At 65.1% G+C, this 18,145-nt stretch carries 17 protein-coding genes and 6 tRNA genes; 19 read left to right on the plus strand and 4 right to left on the minus strand.

What is annotated here, in order from left to right:
• Positions 1 to 37 precede the first annotated feature (37 nt).
• The 10 genes from clpP to ACZLIB_RS04860 all read left to right on the plus strand — a co-directional run bounded on the left by clpP (position 38) and on the right by ACZLIB_RS04860 (position 7,998).
• Positions 38 to 664, plus strand: coding sequence for an ATP-dependent Clp endopeptidase proteolytic subunit ClpP (gene clpP / locus ACZLIB_RS04815; protein ID WP_004146318.1), 627 nt, complete (start codon positions 38 to 40; stop codon positions 662 to 664).
• Positions 665 to 790: 126 nt separating this feature from the next.
• Positions 791 to 2,080, plus strand: coding sequence for an ATP-dependent Clp protease ATP-binding subunit ClpX (gene clpX, locus ACZLIB_RS04820; RefSeq protein WP_019336555.1), 1,290 nt, complete (start codon positions 791 to 793; stop codon positions 2,078 to 2,080).
• A gap of 142 nt (positions 2,081 to 2,222) precedes the next feature.
• Positions 2,223 to 4,673: an endopeptidase La gene (gene lon / locus ACZLIB_RS04825; protein ID WP_032129321.1), complete on the plus strand. Its 2,451-nt coding sequence runs from the start codon at positions 2,223 to 2,225 to the stop codon at positions 4,671 to 4,673.
• Between the two features lie 217 nt (positions 4,674 to 4,890).
• Complete coding sequence (locus tag ACZLIB_RS04830) at positions 4,891 to 5,163, plus strand: HU family DNA-binding protein (protein ID WP_004146343.1); 273 nt, start codon at positions 4,891 to 4,893, stop codon at positions 5,161 to 5,163.
• An 11-nt stretch (positions 5,164 to 5,174) separates the two neighbouring features.
• Positions 5,175 to 5,249: transfer RNA gene (locus ACZLIB_RS04835), tRNA-Val, on the plus strand.
• Between the two features lie 26 nt (positions 5,250 to 5,275).
• A tRNA-Asp gene (locus ACZLIB_RS04840) sits at positions 5,276 to 5,352 on the plus strand.
• A gap of 84 nt (positions 5,353 to 5,436) precedes the next feature.
• Positions 5,437 to 5,513: transfer RNA gene (locus ACZLIB_RS04845), tRNA-Asp, on the plus strand.
• 87 nt (positions 5,514 to 5,600) lie between these two features.
• Positions 5,601 to 5,677 (plus strand) — tRNA-Asp (locus ACZLIB_RS04850).
• A gap of 106 nt (positions 5,678 to 5,783) precedes the next feature.
• A tRNA-Asp gene (locus ACZLIB_RS04855) sits at positions 5,784 to 5,860 on the plus strand.
• A gap of 182 nt (positions 5,861 to 6,042) precedes the next feature.
• Positions 6,043 to 7,998, plus strand: coding sequence for a peptidyl-prolyl cis-trans isomerase (locus ACZLIB_RS04860; protein ID WP_032129322.1), 1,956 nt, complete (start codon positions 6,043 to 6,045; stop codon positions 7,996 to 7,998).
• Positions 7,999 to 8,206: 208 nt separating this feature from the next.
• On the opposite strand, the gene ACZLIB_RS04865 is transcribed toward ACZLIB_RS04860, so the two are convergent.
• Both ACZLIB_RS04865 and gloB read right to left on the minus strand, forming a co-directional pair.
• Positions 8,207 to 9,406: a lytic transglycosylase domain-containing protein gene (locus ACZLIB_RS04865; RefSeq protein ID WP_478469250.1), complete on the minus strand. Its 1,200-nt coding sequence runs from the start codon at positions 9,404 to 9,406 to the stop codon at positions 8,207 to 8,209.
• Positions 9,403 to 10,167, minus strand: coding sequence for a hydroxyacylglutathione hydrolase (gene gloB, locus ACZLIB_RS04870; protein ID WP_197655722.1), 765 nt, complete (start codon positions 10,165 to 10,167; stop codon positions 9,403 to 9,405). Before gloB ends, ACZLIB_RS04865 begins: the two co-directional genes overlap by 4 nt.
• Before the next feature lie 11 nt (positions 10,168 to 10,178).
• Here gloB and ACZLIB_RS04875 point away from each other — a divergent pair, with 11 nt between their 5' ends.
• The 3 genes from ACZLIB_RS04875 to dnaQ are packed head-to-tail and all read left to right on the plus strand — an operon-like array spanning position 10,179 to position 12,025.
• The gene (locus ACZLIB_RS04875; protein WP_121504044.1) at positions 10,179 to 10,823 is read left to right on the plus strand and encodes a methyltransferase domain-containing protein; all 645 of its coding nucleotides are present in this window, start codon (positions 10,179 to 10,181) and stop codon (positions 10,821 to 10,823) included.
• A gap of 13 nt (positions 10,824 to 10,836) precedes the next feature.
• Entirely contained in the window at positions 10,837 to 11,289 is a 453-nt protein-coding gene (gene rnhA / locus ACZLIB_RS04880; RefSeq protein ID WP_032129326.1) for a ribonuclease HI, read from the plus strand.
• Positions 11,290 to 11,293: 4 nt separating this feature from the next.
• The gene (dnaQ, locus tag ACZLIB_RS04885; protein WP_049420978.1) at positions 11,294 to 12,025 is read left to right on the plus strand and encodes a DNA polymerase III subunit epsilon; all 732 of its coding nucleotides are present in this window, start codon (positions 11,294 to 11,296) and stop codon (positions 12,023 to 12,025) included.
• A gap of 69 nt (positions 12,026 to 12,094) precedes the next feature.
• Here dnaQ and ACZLIB_RS04890 read toward each other — a convergent pair whose 3' ends face one another.
• Positions 12,095 to 12,799, minus strand: a complete 705-nt coding sequence (locus ACZLIB_RS04890) for a PP2C family protein-serine/threonine phosphatase (RefSeq protein ID WP_032129328.1) — start codon at positions 12,797 to 12,799, stop codon at positions 12,095 to 12,097.
• A gap of 164 nt (positions 12,800 to 12,963) precedes the next feature.
• On the opposite strand from ACZLIB_RS04890, the gene ACZLIB_RS04895 reads away from it, so the two are divergent.
• The 3 genes from ACZLIB_RS04895 to ACZLIB_RS04905 all read left to right on the plus strand — a co-directional run bounded on the left by ACZLIB_RS04895 (position 12,964) and on the right by ACZLIB_RS04905 (position 15,080).
• A tRNA-Ser gene (locus ACZLIB_RS04895) sits at positions 12,964 to 13,054 on the plus strand.
• A 99-nt stretch (positions 13,055 to 13,153) separates the two neighbouring features.
• Positions 13,154 to 14,388, plus strand: a protein-coding gene (locus ACZLIB_RS04900; protein ID WP_223224739.1) for an IS3 family transposase whose coding sequence is annotated in 2 segments (ribosomal slippage) — positions 13,154 to 13,505 and positions 13,505 to 14,388 — 1,236 coding nt in all. Because the reading frame shifts where the segments join, the coding sequence is not laid out codon by codon here.
• Positions 14,389 to 14,675: 287 nt separating this feature from the next.
• The gene (locus tag ACZLIB_RS04905) at positions 14,676 to 15,080 is read left to right on the plus strand and encodes a DUF6165 family protein (RefSeq protein WP_046982834.1); all 405 of its coding nucleotides are present in this window, start codon (positions 14,676 to 14,678) and stop codon (positions 15,078 to 15,080) included.
• An 18-nt stretch (positions 15,081 to 15,098) separates the two neighbouring features.
• Here the strand turns inward: ACZLIB_RS04905 and ACZLIB_RS04910 are convergent, their stop codons facing one another.
• Positions 15,099 to 16,145, minus strand: coding sequence for a glycosyltransferase family 9 protein (locus tag ACZLIB_RS04910; protein WP_478469251.1), 1,047 nt, complete (start codon positions 16,143 to 16,145; stop codon positions 15,099 to 15,101).
• Positions 16,146 to 16,165: 20 nt separating this feature from the next.
• On the opposite strand from ACZLIB_RS04910, the gene ACZLIB_RS04915 reads away from it, so the two are divergent.
• The 3 genes from ACZLIB_RS04915 to ACZLIB_RS04925 are packed head-to-tail and all read left to right on the plus strand — an operon-like array spanning position 16,166 to position 18,068.
• A complete protein-coding gene (locus ACZLIB_RS04915) occupies positions 16,166 to 16,915 on the plus strand; it encodes a 3-deoxy-D-manno-octulosonic acid kinase (protein ID WP_049400634.1) in 750 nt (249 codons plus the stop codon).
• On the plus strand, positions 16,915 to 17,682 hold the full coding sequence (locus tag ACZLIB_RS04920) for an MBL fold metallo-hydrolase (RefSeq protein WP_279913962.1): 768 nt from the start codon (positions 16,915 to 16,917) through the stop codon (positions 17,680 to 17,682). The genes ACZLIB_RS04915 and ACZLIB_RS04920 overlap by 1 nt, the downstream gene beginning before the upstream one ends.
• Entirely contained in the window at positions 17,679 to 18,068 is a 390-nt protein-coding gene (locus ACZLIB_RS04925; RefSeq protein ID WP_253143536.1) for a nuclear transport factor 2 family protein, read from the plus strand. The genes ACZLIB_RS04920 and ACZLIB_RS04925 overlap by 4 nt, the downstream gene beginning before the upstream one ends.
• Positions 18,069 to 18,145: the final 77 nt, after the last annotated feature.

Genomic DNA, 18,145 nt, shown 5'->3' on the forward strand with positions numbered 1-18,145 from the left:
GCGGGGTTGTTGCCCCCCAAGATAGGTACCTCACGTAATGGACAACCGAACCAAAGCCCTGAACCTGGTTCCGATGGTGGTCGAGCAGACCAGCCGCGGCGAGCGTGCCTACGACATCTATTCGCGCCTGTTGAAGGAGCGCCTGATCTTCCTCGTGGGCCCGATCGACGATCACATGGCCAACGTGGTGGTGGCGCAGTTGCTGTTCCTGGAGTCGGAGAACCCGGAAAAGGACATCAACATCTACATCAACTCGCCGGGTGGCGTGGTCACCGCCGGCATGGCGATCTACGACACCATGCAGTACATCAAGCCGAATGTGAGCACCACCTGCATCGGCCAGGCCGCCTCGATGGGCGCCCTGCTGCTGGCCGCGGGCGAAGCCGGCAAGCGCTATGCGCTGCCGAACTCGCGCGTGATGATCCACCAGCCGCTGGGTGGCTACCAGGGCCAGGCCACCGACATCGACATCCACGCGCGTGAGATCCTGACCCTGCGTTCGCGCCTGAACGAGGTGCTGGCCAAGCACACCGGCCAGTCGCTGGAGACGATCGCCCGCGACACCGAGCGCGACAACTTCAAGAGCGCCTTCGAGGCGCAGGCCTATGGTCTGGTCGACCAGGTCCTGGAGCGTCGTCCGGACGAGTCGATCCAGGCCGGCTGACCGGCCATCACGGGGCCAGGGAGGCCCCGTTCCTGCAGGGTCGGGCGGGACTGGTGTCCCCTCGGCCCTGTGCTATTCTCGAATCGAACCCCCGTTCAGCGGGTGGGGTAACTGGGTAAGCGAAGCATGAGCGAAGACCGCCAAGGTCGTTCCACGGACACCGGCAAGATCCTCTACTGCTCTTTCTGCGGCAAGAGCCAGCATGAAGTGCGCAAGCTGATTGCGGGTCCGAGCGTATTCATCTGCGATGAGTGCGTGGAGCTGTGCAACGACATCATCCGTGAGGAACTTGAGGAAAAGGCGCAGTCGGCGCGCAGTTCGCTGCCCAAGCCGCGCGAGATCCTCGAGGTCCTCGACCAGTACGTGATCGGCCAGAACCGCGCCAAGCGCACGCTGGCCGTGGCCGTGTACAACCACTACAAGCGCATCGAGAGCCGGCAGAAGAACGACGACGTCGAACTGGCGAAGTCGAACATCCTGCTGGTCGGTCCGACCGGTTCGGGCAAGACGCTGCTGGCCGAGACCCTGGCCCGCCTGCTCAACGTGCCGTTCACCATGGCCGACGCCACCACGCTGACCGAAGCCGGTTACGTGGGCGAGGACGTGGAGAACATCATCCAGAAGCTGCTGCAGAAGTGCGACTACGACGTCGAGAAGGCGCAGCAGGGCATCGTCTACATCGATGAAATCGACAAGATCTCGCGCAAGAGCGAGAACCCGTCGATCACCCGCGATGTGTCCGGCGAAGGCGTGCAGCAGGCCCTGCTGAAGCTGATCGAAGGCACCGTGGCCAGCGTTCCGCCGCAGGGTGGCCGCAAGCACCCGCAGCAGGAATTCCTGCAGGTGGACACCAAGAACATCCTGTTCATCTGCGGCGGCGCGTTCGCCGGGCTGGACAAGGTGATCCAGGCCCGTTCCACCGACGTCGGCAGCATCGGCTTCGGCGCCAAGGTGAAGAGCAGCGAGCGCAAGCAGGAAGTGGGCAAGGTGCTGGCCGAAGTCGAGCCGGAAGACCTGATCAAGTTCGGCCTGATCCCCGAGTTCGTCGGCCGCCTGCCGGTGGTGGCGACCCTGGAGGAGCTGGACGAGCCGGCCCTGATCAGGATCCTGACCGAGCCGAAGAACGCCATCACCAAGCAGTTCAAGAAGCTGTTCGAGATGGAGAGCGTCGAGCTGGAGTTCCGTCCGGACGCGTTGTCGGCCATCGCCAGGAAGGCGCTCAAGCGCAAGACCGGTGCACGCGGCCTGCGCACCATCGTCGAATCGGTCCTGCTGGACACCATGTACGACCTGCCGTCGCAGGAAAACGTCAGCAAGGTGGTGGTGGACGAGTCGGTGATCGAGCACAAGTCCGAGCCGTACCTGATCTACCAGACCCCGGCGGCCCCTGAACAGAAGGCCGCAGGCGCCGAGTGATCCTTCCAGGTTGTTGATTGGAAAGGATTTTCAAGGAATGCCTTGCATCTGAAAGCCGATGGCCCCATAACGGGGCCATCGGCTTTTTTTGTCTCCGGAAGATGCCCTCCCGGAGGCGGTTTTCCCCTTCCCTGGAGCCCCCATGGCCCGTTCCCCAAGTGAAACCCTCGACCTGCCGGTCCTGCCGCTGCGCGACGTAGTGGTGTTCCCGCACATGGTCATCCCGCTGTTCGTCGGCCGTGACAAGTCCATGCACGCGCTCGAACAGGCAATGGAGTCGGACAAGCGCATCCTGCTGCTGGCGCAGAAGTCGGCCGAGACCGACGACCCGCATGCGGCCGACCTCTACCAGGTCGGTACGCTGGCGCAGGTGCTGCAGCTGCTGAAGCTGCCCGACGGCACCATCAAGGTGCTGGTCGAAGGCCTGTCGCGCGTGCAGGTCACCCACGTCGACGAGCGTAACGGCTCGCTGCACGGCCAGGCCGTGGAGATCGACGCCACCGACGAGCGCGAAGCACGCGAGGTGGAGGCGATCGCCCGCTCACTGATGTCGCTGTTCGAGCAGTACGTGAAGACCAACCGCAAGCTGCCGCCGGAGCTGCTGCAGACGTTGTCGGGCATCGATGAGCCGGCCCGCCTGGCCGACACCATCGCCGCGCACATCAGCGTGCGCCTGGCCGACAAGCAGCGCCTGCTGGAAACGCTGGCCGTCGGTGACCGCCTGGAGATGCTGGTCGGCCTGGTCGATGGCGAGATCGACGTGCAGCAGATGGAAAAGCGCATCCGCGGCCGCGTGAAGTCGCAGATGGAGAAGAGCCAGCGCGAGTACTACCTCAACGAACAGATGAAGGCCATCCAGAAGGAACTGGGTGACCTGGACGACGCGCCGGGCGAGCTGGAAGAACTGGCCCGCAAGATCGCCGAAGCGGGCATGCCGAAGGCCGTTGAAGCCAAGGCGCGCAACGAACTGAACAAGCTCAAGCAGATGTCGCCGATGTCGGCTGAAGCGGCCGTCGTGCGCAACTACCTGGAGTGGTTGCTGGGCGTGCCGTGGAAGAAGCGCAGCAAGGTGCGCAAGGACCTGAAGGCCGCACAGGACACCCTCGACGCCGACCACTACGGCCTGGAGAAGGTCAAGGAGCGCATCCTTGAATACCTGGCGGTGCAGTCGCGCGTGAAGCAGATGAAGGGCCCGATCCTGTGCCTGGTCGGGCCGCCGGGCGTGGGCAAGACCTCGCTCGGCCAGTCCATCGCCAAGGCTACCAACCGCAAGTTCGTGCGCATGTCGCTGGGCGGCGTTCGCGATGAAGCCGAGATCCGTGGCCACCGTCGTACCTACGTTGGTTCGATGCCGGGCCGCATCGTGCAGAACCTCAACAAGGTCGGCAGCAAGAACCCGCTGTTCGTGCTCGACGAGATCGACAAGATGTCGATGGACTTCCGTGGCGATCCGTCGTCGGCGCTGCTGGAAGTGCTCGACCCGGAGCAGAACAACGCGTTCAACGACCACTACCTGGAAGTGGACCTGGACCTGTCCGAAGTGATGTTCGTGGCCACCTCGAACTCGCTCAATATTCCCGGCCCGCTGCTGGACCGCATGGAAGTGATCCGCATCCCCGGCTACACCGAGGACGAGAAGCTCAACATCGCCACCCGCTACCTGGTGCCGAAGCAGATCAAGGCCAACGGCCTGCAGCCGGAAGAACTGGAGATCGGCAGCGATGCGATCCAGGACATCGTGCGCTACTACACGCGCGAATCGGGCGTGCGCAACCTGGAACGCGAGATCGCCAAGATCTGCCGCAAGGTGGTGAAGGAGATCGCGCTGGCCGGTCCGCAGCCGGTGAAGGCGAAGAAGGGCGCGAAGAAGTCCAAGGCGCTGGTGAGCGTGTCCAGCAAGAACCTGGACAAGTACCTGGGTGTGCGTCGCTTCGATTTCGGCCGCGCCGAGGAAGAGAACGAGATCGGCCTGGTCACCGGCCTGGCGTGGACCGAAGTCGGTGGCGATCTGCTGCAGATCGAATCGACGCTGGTGCCGGGCAAGGGCCAGCTGATCCTGACCGGCCAGCTCGGCAACGTGATGAAGGAATCGGCGTCGGCGGCGTTGTCGGTGGTGCGTTCGCGCGCCGTGGGCTTTGGCATCGACAGCGACTTCCTGCAGAAGCACGACGTGCACCTGCACGTGCCCGATGGTGCCACGCCGAAGGACGGACCGAGTGCCGGTGCGGCAATGGTCACCTCGCTGGTGTCGATGCTGACCAAGGTGCCGGTGCGTGCCGACGTGGCGATGACCGGTGAGATCACCCTGCGTGGTCGTGTCACCGCCATCGGTGGCTTGAAGGAGAAACTGCTGGCCGCACTGCGCGGTGGTATCCGCACGGTCATCATTCCGGAAGAGAACCGCAAAGACCTTGCAGACATTCCGGCCAACGTCACCCGCGATCTGGAGATCGTGCCGGTGAAGTACATCGAAGAAGTCCTGGACCTGGCGCTGGAGCGCCCGCTGGCACCGAAGAAGGCGCGCAAGAGTGCGCAGCGTGTCACGGTGCGCAGCAAGGCCAAACCGAGTGGAAGCGCGCGCGTCAAGCATTGACGCGCGCTGTCCGATGGCCCGAAACCCGCGTCGTTGCTGGCTTTCCAGCTTGCGTGGGGGTAGGGCCACTGGTATAAAAGCAGCACTCGCGAATGAGTGATCGCTGTCAGCGATGACTGAATCGGCGAACCGTTTCCACATGGCGGCCGCATGCAGAAGGCGTGCGGTTGCTTCCCTGTCGAATAAGCGGAACCCACCGCCAAAGGAGTTGTAGAGAATGAACAAGACCGAATTGATCGATGCCGTTGCTGAAGCTGCCGACCTGACCAAGGCCGAGTCCAGCCGCGCTGTCGATGCCGTCGTTGCTGCCGTCACCAAGGCGCTGAAGGACGGCGATGCGGTCACCCTGGTTGGCTTCGGTACCTTCCAGGTCCGCGACCGTGCTGCCCGCACCGGCCGCAACCCGAAGACCGGCGACACCATCAAGATCGCTGCTTCGAAGAATCCGTCGTTCAAGGCTGGTAAGGCCCTGAAGGATGCTGTAAACTAAGCGGCTCGCTGGGGTGCTTAGCTCAGCGGTAGAGCGTCTCCTTTACACGGAGAGGGTCGGGGGTTCGAAACCCTCAGCACCCACCACAGCACCGCGGTAAAAGTTTGAGTGTGGAGCGGTAGTTCAGCTGGTTAGAATGCTGGCCTGTCACGCCGGAGGTCGCGGGTTCGAGTCCCGTCCGCTCCGCCATTCAACGAGGCCTCCGGCCAAAAGCTGGAGGCTTTGTTTTCTCCCCGGTCCAGGCCGGTGGAAAAACAAAAATAGCAACAATGCGGAGCGGTAGTTCAGCTGGTTAGAATGCTGGCCTGTCACGCCGGAGGTCGCGGGTTCGAGTCCCGTCCGCTCCGCCACTACATCGAGGCCCCCGGCCTAAAGCTGGGGGCCTTGTCTTCTCACCGACGGGTTCGGAAGGAAGGCGAAAAGGTTTTTGCAAGAACGGAGCGGTAGTTCAGCTGGTTAGAATGCTGGCCTGTCACGCCGGAGGTCGCGGGTTCGAGTCCCGTCCGCTCCGCCATTGCAGAATTCTTAAGTCCCTGTGAAAAAACTTTGAAAAAAGTGTTCATCGGGCTGGGTTTCCAGGGAGTCTTCGGATATACTGGGCGCCTGCAAAGTTTCAGCGCGGAGCGGTAGTTCAGCTGGTTAGAATGCTGGCCTGTCACGCCGGAGGTCGCGGGTTCGAGTCCCGTCCGCTCCGCCAACTTTAAAAGCCCTCGGCGCAAGCCGGGGGCTTTTTCTTTGTGCCCTGCGGCAGGCCTGCCGAGGTGCTGACGGCACAGGTCCGCGGAGATCGGCGCAGGCCACGCCGGCGCTGCTTTTGGTCCCTGCGACGAAGCGGGTTACACTGCCGGGCTCGCCAATCAGGCCTTGTGATTCCTCACCATGCTGCAGAAACTCCGCGACAAGACCTCAGGCTGGATCGTCACCGTGATCCTGGGGCTGCTGATGATTCCGTTCCTGTTCGTGATCGACAACAGCTACCTGGGTGGCGTTGGCGCACAGAACGTGGCCAAGGTTTCCGCGCCTCCGACCTGGTGGCGTTCGGCACCGTCGTGGTGGCCGGTGCGCATGCTGTGGCAGCACCACGAGATCAGCGCGCAGGATTTCCGCACCCGCTTCGAGCAGGAGCGCATGCGTGAGCGCCAGCAGCAGGGCGAGAACTTCGACCCGCGCGCGTTCGAAAGCACTGAAAACAAGATGGCCGTGCTCGATCAGCTGATCGACGAGCAGGTCGTGCGCCTGGTGGGCGAGCAGGCCGGTGTTGTGATCGGCGATGGCGCGGTGCGCGAGTACATCGCCACCATCCCGGCCTTCCTCGATTCGAACGGCAAGTTCAACGAGAACAACTACCGCTTGGCCCTGGCCGGTGGCAATCCGCCGCGTACCCCCACGCAGTTCCAGGAGCTGGTGCGCGAGAGCCTGCAGCAGTCGGTGATCCCGTCGGGCCTGCAGAATTCGGGCTTCGTCACCCAGGCCGAGACCGAGCGCCTGCTGAAGCTGCTGGGTGAGACCCGCGACGTCGAACTGGCCGCGCTGCCGGAGGTTCCGGCCGATACCGCGCCGGTCACCGATGAGCAGATCAAGCAGTGGTACGACAGCCACGGCAAGGATTTCCGCCAGGCCGAAAGCGTGTCGCTGGAATACGTCGAGATCAATGGCGCCAACCTGCCGGCACCGACCGCGGCCGACGAAGCGACCCTGCGCAAGCGCTATGAGGACGAGAAGGCGAAGTTCACTTCGCCGGAACAGCGCCAGGCCGCGCACATCCTGATCACCGGTGACGGTGCCGAAGCCAAGGCGAACAAGATCGCCACCGAAGCCAAGGCGGCGGGTGCCGACTTCGCTGCACTGGCCAAGGCCAATTCGGAAGACCCGGGTTCGAAGGACCAGGGCGGTGATCTGGGCTGGGTCGAGCGTGGCGCGATGGTCAAGCCATTCGAAGACGCCCTGTTCGCCGCCAAGGCGGGTGACGTGATCGGCCCGGTCAAGACCGACTTCGGCTACCACATCATCAAGGTCGCCGCGGTGCGTGGCGGCGAAGGCAAGTCGTTCGAGGAAGTGCGTGACACGCTCGCCGCCGAGCAGCTGAAGGCCGACGGCGAGCGCGGCTTCAACGAGCTGGCCGGCCACCTGGTCGATGCCATCAACAAGAGCCCGAGTGATCTGGCTGCTGCGGCCAAGGAAGTAAACCTGCCGCTGCAGACCCTGGGCCCGATCACCCGCGCAACCGCCAGTGGCATCGCCACCGATCCGGCTGTGCTGCGTGCGGCCTTCTCCGAAGTGCTGGTGCAGGATGGTACTGCCAGCGACCCGATCGCCCTGGGCGGTGCCACCAACCACAGCGTGGTCATCCGCGTTGCCGCGCATACCCCGGAGCAGGCGATGCCGCTGGACAAGGCGCGTGAGCAGGTGATCGCCGCGATCCGTGCCGACCGCCAGCGCCAGGCCAGCGACAAGGCCGCCGACGCCGTGCTGGCCAAGCTGAAGGCGGGCGCCACCCTGCAGTCGCTGGCCGCCAGCGAGAAGCTGCAGCTGAGCCCGATGCCGGGCCTGCCGCGCAGCCAGCCGGTGCCGACCCCGGAAATCAACCGCGCGATCTTCAGTGCGCCGGTGCCGGCGGAAGGCAAGCCGAGCTACGGCAAGGTCGACGTCAACGGCCACGCGCTGCTGTTCGCAGTGAACAAGGTCAACCCGGGCGACATCAAGGAAGTGACCGCCGAGCAGCAGAAGCAGCTCAAGGATCAGCTGAGCCAGATCGACGGCATGGCCGCAGCCAAGGCCTACGTCGAGGCGATGCGCAGGAAGTTCGTGATCCAGACCACCGAAGAGAACCTGTAAGCCTCGCGGCGAGCAGGATCGAAGAGGGCCCGGCAATGCCGGGCCTTTTTTGTGGGTGTGGGCGCGTAGAGTCGAGCTTGCTCGACTGCACATGTGGAGGCAGTCGAGCAAGCTCGACTCTACGAGAAGCATGTCGAAGCAGCCGCACCGCGCAAGAAAAAGCCGAGCATGGGCTCGGCTCTACCGCAGGGAAGGCCTGGCTGGCGCGTCAGTCTTCCACGCGCAGTACCGCGCCGGGCTTCAGCACGCTGCTGCCACTCAGGCCGTTCAGCGACAGCAGGGCCTTTACCGGCATGCCGTAGCGGCGGGCGATGGTCCAGGCCGACTCGCCATCACGCACGGTGTGGCGGCGGCTGCGCGGGCGGTCGGCGATCGCGGCCACGGTCTTGGCCACTTGCGGCGTGGGTACCGCGGCCGCCACAGGTGCGGCGCTGGCGACCAGTGCGGTCGCTGCCTCCGTTACCGTCGCATTTGCGGCCGAGACCGGTGCCAGCACGCGGGTGGTGCCCGAGGGGCGGCCACCGGAAGCCAGGGCCGGGTTGAGGCGGGCGATCCTGGCCGGGTCCAGGGCGCGCTGTGCGGCCCACTGCTGGACGCTGGTGCCGGCCGGCAGGGTGTGGTCCTTCAACACCGGCACGGTGCGGTCCAGCGAGGCCATCACGCGAGGCTGGTCCTCCACGTCTTCCAGCACGCAGGCCAGGGCATGCAGCTTCTCGACATAGGCATGGGTAACCGGCGACAGCCCCGGCAGGGCTGCCGGCTTGGCATTCTGCGCGTTCATGCCGGCCTTGCGCATGGACTGCAGTACCCGGTACTCGCCGGCGTTGTAGGCCATGGTGGCCAGGCGCCAGTCGCCGCCGAACATGCCATGCAGGGTCTTCAGGTAGCGCACCGCGGCCTGGGTGGAATCAACCGCCGACAGGCGGCCGTCGTAGCCGTTGGCCATGGGTACGCGGTGGTTGCGCGCCGTGGTGGCGATGAACTGCCACAGGCCGGTCGGGCCGCTGCCGTTGCGGGCATTGGGCCGATAGCCGCTTTCCACGAATGGGATCAGCGCGAATTCGGTGGGCAGGTTCGCCTTGCGCAGCTCTTCGACCACATAGCCGAACAGCACCAGCGCATCGTCATCCTGGTTGGCCAGGCGCGAGGGGGCGTGGGCGAACTGCTTCTGCCAGCGCGGGCTGGTAGCCTCGGCATCGCAGCTGGGCTCGGCCAGGCCGTCGCGGAAGCTGGTGAAGATCTCCTGGCCATTGCGCACCGAGGGCGCAGGCAGCGCGGACGGATCCAGCGGCAGCGCCGCAGCGGCGGTCAGGTTCTGGCTGATGCCGGCGCCCAGCGACTGTGCGCCCGCGGTTCCGGCCAGCCCCAGGGCAAGGCCCAGGGCCAGCGGCAGACTTCGGCGCATCATGCGCGGAAGCCGTCTTTCCAGTGCCGGAGACCGGCCATCACGTCGACGTCGTCCACGACGTCACGGCCCAGGTGTGCCGACACCGACGCACGGATCGGTGCAGCGTGCACACGCAGGAAGGGATTGCAGTCGAATTCGTTGGCCAGGGTTACCGGCAGGGTGGAACGGTCATCGCGGCGCATGGCCAAAGCCTCCTCTTGGCGCTGCCACAAGGCAGCGTTGGCGGGGTCGACATGCCGCGCGAAGACGGCATTTGACACGGTGTACTCATGAGCGCAACAAAGCAGCAGTTGCGCGGGCAGGGCACCCAGCTTGCGCATCGACGCCAGCAGCTGGGACGGCGTACCTTCGAACAGGCGTCCACAGCCCAGGCTGAACAACGAATCTCCGCTGAAAAGATGTTCAGCAGTGTGAAACGCGATGTGGCTGCGGGTATGCCCGGGCACGGATAGTACGTGGAACGTCCGGCCCAGTGCCTGAACGCGTTCACCTTCGACGACCCGCTCGGTGGCCGTGGGAATGCGTTCCTCGACCGGCGCGATGACCCGCACGCCGGGGAAACGCGCCTGCAATGCCGGCACGCCACCGATGTGGTCGTCGTGGTGATGGGTGAGCAGGATCGTGTCCACGCGCAGGCCCTGATCGGCCAGTGCGAGCACTGGCGCGGCATCGCCGGGGTCGACGACCACGGCAGCGCCCTCGTTGTCGATCAGCGTCCAGATGTAGTTATCCGCAAATGCGGGCAGGGCAGTCAGTCGCATAGAATTGGACCATGCCCGCGCTGCAGAGCACCCGTCAAGCGAGCCAGACCCCGTGGTTCGACAGCGAACCGGCGGAGGCCTTGCGTGTGCTGGAGCGGCAATTGCTGCTGCCGCAGCTGTCGGTGCTGCCGGCGCAGCCCTGGCTGTGGATCGCACCAAGTGCGGCCTGGCTGGACGATGCACAGCTGGGTGGACGCGGTCTGCGCCTGTATCGGCAGGGGCAGGGCTATGCCGGCGATACCCGCTGTGCGCTGCCGCTGCCGCTGGCCAATGAGAGTGTCAATGCGATCGTGCTGCAGCATGTCACTGCGGCCGACGCCGACCGGCTGCTCGACGAGTGCGAGCGCGTACTGATGCCGGGCGGCCATCTGTGGCTGAGCAGCCTCAATCCGTTCAGTCCGTATCGCACGCGATGGCGCCAGCATGGACTGGTGGTGCGCACGCCACAGCGGATCCGCCTGCTGCTCGGCCGTCATGGGCTGGAATGCGACGATATGCGTTACCTGGGCCCGCTCTGGCGCGGTGCGGGCAGCCGTCGTCCCGGAGGTTGGGCACCGCTGCGCGCGGCCTGCCTGTTCCATGCGGAAAAACGCACGCTGGCCCTGCCTGGGCCGAAACCGCTGCCGGTGCGCTGGCACGGCACCGTAGCTACCTGATTCTGGAGTTGTATTGAAAACCATCGAAATCCACACCGACGGTTCCTGCCTTGGCAATCCCGGCCCCGGCGGCTGGGCTGCGCTGCTGCGCTACAAGGGCCACGAGCGCGAACTGAGCGGTGGCGAGGCGCACACCACCAACAACCGGATGGAGCTGATGGCGGCCATTTCCGGGCTGGAGTCGCTGACCGAGCCGTGCAACATCGTGCTCTATACCGATTCGCAGTATGTGCGGCAGGGCCTGACCCAGTGGATGCCGGGCTGGATCCGCAAGAACTGGAAGACGGCTGGCGGCGATCCGGTAAAGAACCGCGAGCTGTGGGAGCGCCTGCAGGCGGCCACGCTGCGGCATCAGATCGACTGGCGCTGGGTGAAGGGTCACTCCGGCGACCCGGACAATGAGCGGGTGGATACGCTGGCCCGCAACGCGGCGATCCAGATCCGCGACGCCAGCCCGGTAAACTGAGCCCATGCGTCAGATCATCCTCGATACCGAAACCACCGGCCTGGAGTGGAAGAAGGGCAACCGCATCGTCGAAATCGGCTGCGTGGAGCTGTTCAAGCGCCGCCCGACCGGCAACAACTATCACCAATACATCAAGCCGGACTGCGAGTTCGAACAGGGCGCGCAGGAAGTCACCGGCCTGACCCTGGAGTTCCTCGATGACAAGCCGGACTTCGCGCAGATTGCCGACGAGTTCCTGGCCTTCATCGATGGCGCCGAGCTGATCATCCACAACGCGGCGTTCGACCTCGGCTTCCTCGACAACGAGTTGTCGCTGCTGGGGCCGCAGTACGGGAAGATCACCGACCGCTGCGCCGTGATCGATACCCTGGTGATGGCGCGTGAGCGCTTCCCGGGCCAGCGCAACTCGCTGGATGCGCTGTGCAAGCGGCTGGGCGTGGACAACTCGCACCGTGCGCTGCACGGCGGCCTGCTCGATGCGCAGATCCTGGGCGACGTCTATATCGCGCTGACCTCGGGCCAGGAAGAAATTGGCTTTGGTCTGGGCGATGACGATGGCGGCGCTGCCGGTGCGGCGCTGCAGGCCTTCGATACCAGCAAGCTGCTGCCGCGCCCGCGCGTGGTGGCCACGCCGTCGGAGCTGGAAGCGCATGCGGCGCGACTGGAGCGGCTGCGCAAGAAGGCTGGCCACGCGCTGTGGGATGGCCCGAAGGTGGAAGAGCCCGCCAGCGCGTAATGCCTGGAGTGGGGTAGTGCCGGCCGCTGGCCGGCAGCGTCGCATCCACGCATGGCGTGGATCTACCGGTTAGTGGCAGCGCACCAGGATCACGCTGATGTTGTCGCGGCCGCCGCCATCGAGCGCGGCGGCGACCAGCGTGTCCACGCATTCCTGTGCGCTGGCATCCTCGAAGGCGAGGGTGCGCGCGATGCTGCGGTCGTCCACTTCTTCGGTCAGGCCGTCACTGCACAGCAGCAGCTGCATGCCCGGACGCAGTTCGCCGCTGGTGGTGGCCACGTTCAGATGCGCCGGATCGGTCACGCCCAGCGCCTGGGTGACCACGTTGCGATGCGGATGCGCACGCGCCTGTTCGGCGGTCAGGTTGCCCTGCGCGACCAGCTCCTGCACCACGCTGTGGTCCTGGCTGAGCTGGGCCAGCTGTCCGTCGCGCCACAGGTAGGCACGGCTGTCGCCGACCCACGCCACTTCATAGCGGTTGCCCTGTACCCGTGCGGCGACCACGGTAGTGCCCATCGGCAACGTGTCGTTGCGCCGGCGCGAGGCGCGGATGATCTCTTCGTCGGCGGTGCGGATGGCCTGCGCCAGCGGTGCGCCGCGGCGGATCTCGCGCACGATGGTCTCGCGCGCCAGCGCGCTGGCCACTTCACCGCAGGCGTGCCCGCCCATGCCGTCGGCCACCAGCCACAGGGCCAGCTCACTGTCACCGTAGTAGGTGTCCTCGTTGAGCTCGCGGCGCATGCCGGGGTGGGTGAGGTGTCCGAATTCGATCATGGGCGCTGGGGCGGGGTGTTGCTGGGGAGACAGGCATCATCGGGTGGCTGCGCGCATCCGGCAAGGCGTGCGCTCAGGAAATTTTCACTTCGTTGGCCGGAATGACTTGTCGTCGGCCTCACTTCCTCGTATGATGCGCGTCCCCGGTCCGCCGGGGATCACCCGGAGAGGTGGCAGAGTGGTTGAATGTACCTGACTCGAAATCAGGCAGGCGTTTATAGCGCCTCGGGGGTTCGAATCCCCCCCTCTCCGCCAGATTAAAGAAAAAGGGCTGCCGAAAGGCAGCCCTTTTTCTTTAATCTGACCCGTCCTGAATTGGGTTGACACCTTTTCCCTCTGGAAAAGGAATGTTCAATGAAATCAACAATCAGGCGCAGTCAGCGGGATTACTCGCTGGCCTTCAAGTTGTCCGTGGTCGATCAGGTCGAGCGTGGAGAACTGACCTATAAGAAGGCTCAGGAGCGATACGGTATCCAAGGCAGCAGCACGGTTCTGAAGTGGCTTCGCCGCCATGGTCGGCAGGATTGGTCAGGTGGTGCATCATCTGCCCCCATGACGACTTCTCCCAAAAGTGGACCGGCCACGCCGCTGACGCCGGAACAACAGATCAAGGCCCTGCAGGTCCAGTTACGGGAGGCCAACGAGAAAGCACAGCTTTTCGAAGCCATCGTGGATGTCCTCAAAGAGGATTACGGGGTGCGCATCGTAAAAAAGCCTTCAGGCAAGTCCTCACGCAAGGGCGCCTCAAAGGCGTAAGCGTGGCAAGGGCTTGCCGCCATTTCGGCATCAGTCGACAGGCGTTCTATCAAGCGGGGTGCCGGCATCAACGACGACGCGCCAGCGAGACCAAAGCACTGGCGCTGGTGAGCGATTGCCGCGTGCGGCAGCCACGGATCGGGACGCGCAAGTTGCACCATTTGATCGGACCGAAGCTGCAGGCGGCGGGAATCACCATGGGGCGTGACCGGTTGTTTGACGTACTTCGGGAAGCGCGCCTGCTGGTACCGAAACGTCGGGCTTATCACAAGACTACCGACAGCCATCATCGCTTTCGCAGGCATCCGAATCTGCTCAAACCTGGCCAAGGATGCGTAATACCAACCGGTAGCGAGCAGGTGTGGGTGGCGGACATCACCTATCTGCCGACGCAGGGGAAGTTCGTGTATCTGAGCCTGGTCACCGATGCCTGGTCGCGCAAGATCGTGGGCTGGAGCGTGCATGAAACGCTACAGACAGAGCAGGTAGCTCAGGCGCTGGAGATGGCGCTGAAAGGGAGAAAGACACCGCAGAAGCTGATCCATCACTCTGATCGTGGAATCCAGTACTGCTCGGATTACTACCAGAAGATCCATGCGCGGCACGGCCTGACCTGCTCGATGACCGACGGCTACGACTGCTATCAGAACGCTCTGGCAGAGCGAGTCAACGGGATCCTCAAGTGCGAGTTCCTGCTTCATCGCCCACGGGACCTGGGGCAAGCCCGCCAGATGGTGGCTGAGGCCGTAGACATCTACAACGCTGAGCGCCCCCACCTGTCCCTTAAAATGCAGACGCCCGATGCGATGCATCGGGCGTCTTTGGCCGCCTGACGGCGGCCGGACCATCCACCCATCGGTGTCAACCTATGGCAGGACGAGTCAATCTGGCGCGGGACGCGCCGCGCTCTGCGCGTCGCCCCACACGTTGCTGCGCAACCTGTGGGCCCCTCCCTTCTGCCGGCCTCTCCCCGCCCCTGTCGGGGCAGGTGCATCAGTAGATCCACGCCATGCGTGGATGCTGTTCCTGCTGGCAGGCTCATCCACGCATGGCGTGGATCTACCCATTCCATCGCGAGCTGCGGGTTAAACTGCCTGCATCACCTGTTGGAGCTTTCCTCATGACCGCTGAAATCCTCGTTCCCGTTTCTTTCGGCGAGCTGCTGGACAAGATCTCGATCCTGCAGATCAAGTCCGAGCGCATCAGTGACGAGGGCAAGCTGGCCAATGTGCGCAAAGAACTGTCGGCGCTGGAGCAGACCTGGATGGCACACCCGGCGGCGGTGAAGGACATCGCCAAGCTGCGTGCCGAGCTGAAGGCGGTCAACGAGCAGCTGTGGGACATCGAGGACGACATCCGCCTGAAAGAGAAGGCGCAGGCGTTCGACCAGGGTTTCATCGACCTGGCGCGCAGCGTCTACCTGCGCAATGACGAACGCGCGCGCATCAAGAAGGCGATCAACCTGGCGCTGGGTTCGGCGTACGTGGAAGAGAAGTCTTACCAGGATTACGCGCAGCGCGCGTAATCCGGGGCAGCCTGCTGCTCACCCCAGGTGGTCGGCGACGTAGCGTTCGAACGCAGCGATACCGTCTTCCACGGTGATCAGTTCCATCACATCGTCGAACTCGATCTTGGTGCCCCACTTCAGATCCGAGGCCTGCTTGGCCAGGTACTTGCGCGCGGCATCGTCGTAGCGGTCCACGCAGTAGCGGCGGTCGGAATAGGGACCGCTGCGGTTCGGGTTGCTGGCCGCGTGCAGGCCCAGTACCTTGGCGCCCATCGCATTGGCGATGTGCATCGGGCCCGAGTCCGGGGTCATCACCAGATTGGCGCGGGCCAGCAGTGCCGGCAGCTGCTTCAAGGTGTCCTTGCCGACCAGATCCAGTGCCGGGGTACGCAACTGTGCCTGGATGGCGTCGGCCATGCTGCGTTCGAGTTCACTGCGGCCACCGCACAACACCACCCGCCAGCCACGCGTGAGCGCGTGGTTGGCCACGGCGGCGTAGCGGTCTGCATACCAGTTGCGGCGCACGTGGCTGGAACAGGGCGAGATCATCAACACCGGGCGGCCATCGTCCTGCCATTGCGCGGCAGCCCACTCATACGCGGACTGTGGCACCGCCAGGTCCCAGCTGACCTCGGTCTGGCGCAGGCCAAGGGGTTCACAGAAACTGCCGATGGCATCCAGCACATGGATGCCGGGGCGGTCGGGGATGCGTTCGTTGATGAAGAGACCATGCAGGTCCTTCGAGCGGCTGCGGTCATAGCCGATGCGACGCTCTGCGGGAATGAAGGCCGACAGCAGGTTGGCGCGGAACGCCACCTGCATCTGCAACAGCGCTTCGAAGCGCCCCTGCGGCAGCTGCCTGCGCAGTTCCTTGACCCCGGCCATGCCGCTCTTCTTGTCGTAGGCATGGAAGGTGACACCGGGCAGGCCGTCGAGCAGCTTGTGGCCGGCCTTGTCGATGATCCAGTGGATCGGCGTATCCGGGCGCGCAGCCTGCAGGGTGCGCACCAGGGGCACCACGTGGGTGACATCGCCAAGTGCGGACAGGCGCAGGAGGCACAAGGAGGAGGACGCTGATGCCATGTGTTGTTAGACTCAATGAAATGGTCGCATTCGACGCCAATGAAGCGCTGACGCCATGCCGCGAGGGTCGCGGCATCGGGGCCATTCTGTTCGACCGCGAGCGGCTGCGGCAAGCCGAGATCGGCCTGTTCTCGCCCCAGCACTGGGGCAGCAGGGCTCGGCCGGTGGGCGAGGGCGGTCGTGGCAGCGCCTGGTTCGTCGATGCGCCGTTCGGCGCCAGCGTGCTGCGCCACTACCTGCGCGGTGGCCTGGCGGCGAAGATCAGCCATGACCAGTACCTCTGGCGCGGCGCGGACCGGACGCGCAGCTTCGCCGAATTCCGGCTGATGCGCGCGCTGCGCGAGAAAAAGCTGCCGGTGCCCCGGCCACTGGCGGCGTTCTACATGCGCGAGGGCCTGCGCTACCGGGCTGCGATCCTGATGGAGCGGATCGAGGGTGTCCGTTCGCTGGCCGACCGTGCTCTGGTCGCGGGCCGGGGCGCACCGTGGGAGGAGACCGGGCGGCTGATCGCCCGCTTCCATCGTGCCGGCCTGGACCATGCCGACCTCAATGCGCACAACATCCTGTTCGACGGCAACGGCCACGGCTGGTTGATCGACTTCGACCGCGGGGTGATCCGCATCCCGGCGACCGCCTGGCGCGAACGCAATCTCAAGCGCCTGCTGCGCTCGCTGATCAAGCTGCGCGGCGAGCGCAGCATGGAAGACGTGCAGAAGGATTACGCGCGGCTGCGCCGCGCCTATGACATGGCCTGGAACCGGGGCACCTGATGGACTGGTCGTTGCGTTTCCTCGGCGTCGGCAATGCGTCGGCGGTCGAGCTGGGGTCGCCGATGTCGGTGATCGAACGGGACGGTCGGCCGTGGCTGACCATCGACTGTGGCGGCGAAGGCCTGACCGCGTTCAAGGCGCACTACGGGCACATGCCGCAGGCGCTGTTCGTCACCCATGTGCACCTGGACCACGTGGCCGGCTTCGAGCGCCTGTTCGTCGATACCTTCTTCAACGCGCACCGGCGCGGCAAGGTGCGCCTGTATGTGCCTGCCACCGTGGTGCCGCTACTGCACAAGCGCATCGGGGACTACCCGAACGTGCTGGCCGAGGGCGGTGCCAACTTCTGGGATGCGTTCCAGCTGGTCGTGGTGGGCGAGGCGTTCTGGCACGAGGGCGTGCGCCTGGAAGTGTTCCCGGTGCGCCACCACTGGCCGGAGACGGCCTATGGCCTGCGCCTGCAGGGCGCGCTGACCTGGAGCGGCGATACCCGGCCGATTCCGGAGATGCTGGCCCGCTTCGCCAACGACAATGAACTGATCGCGCACGACTGCGGCCTGCACGGCAACCCGTCGCATACTGGCGTGGACGACCTGGAGCGCGAGTACAGCGCCGAACTGCAGGCGCGGATGATGCTCTACCACTATGCGAGCGCGGCCGACGGCCAGGCGCTGGCCGCGCGGGGGCACCGTGTGGCGCAGCCGGGGCAGTGCGTGCCGCTGGCCAACCCCACTGCACCGCACGTGCTGGTGCAGGATCCGCCGTGAGCGGTGCTGGCCAGCCCGCCGACGCGGCGCTGGCTGCCGAGCTGGAGGCGCTGGAACGCGCGCTGCATGCGCCGCAGGTGCGGGCCGATCGCGAGCAACTGGCGGCACTTCTGGACGAGGATTTCAGCGAGATCGGCAGTTCCGGGCAATGCTACGGCCGTGATGCGGCGTTGCAGGAGATCCCGCTGGAGCGCGCGCAGGTGCTGATCGAATCGGAACAGTACGCGGTGTGGCTGTTGGCCGAGGATCTGGCCCAGGTGCGCTACCGCAGCCGCTATCACGTTGATGGCCAGGCCCAGGGCTGGGTGTTGCGCAGTTCGCTGTGGCGACGGCATGCGCAGGAATGGAGGGTGGTGTTTCACCAGGGCACGCCCGCGGCGGGGTAGTGGTGGGCGATGCCCGGTGAAGGGCGCCAGCCAAGGCTGGCATCTACCAGAGGCGGGGCGTCGCCGGAAAAGGCGGT

Source organism: Stenotrophomonas sp. 220_Sma (genome assembly GCF_056487375.1).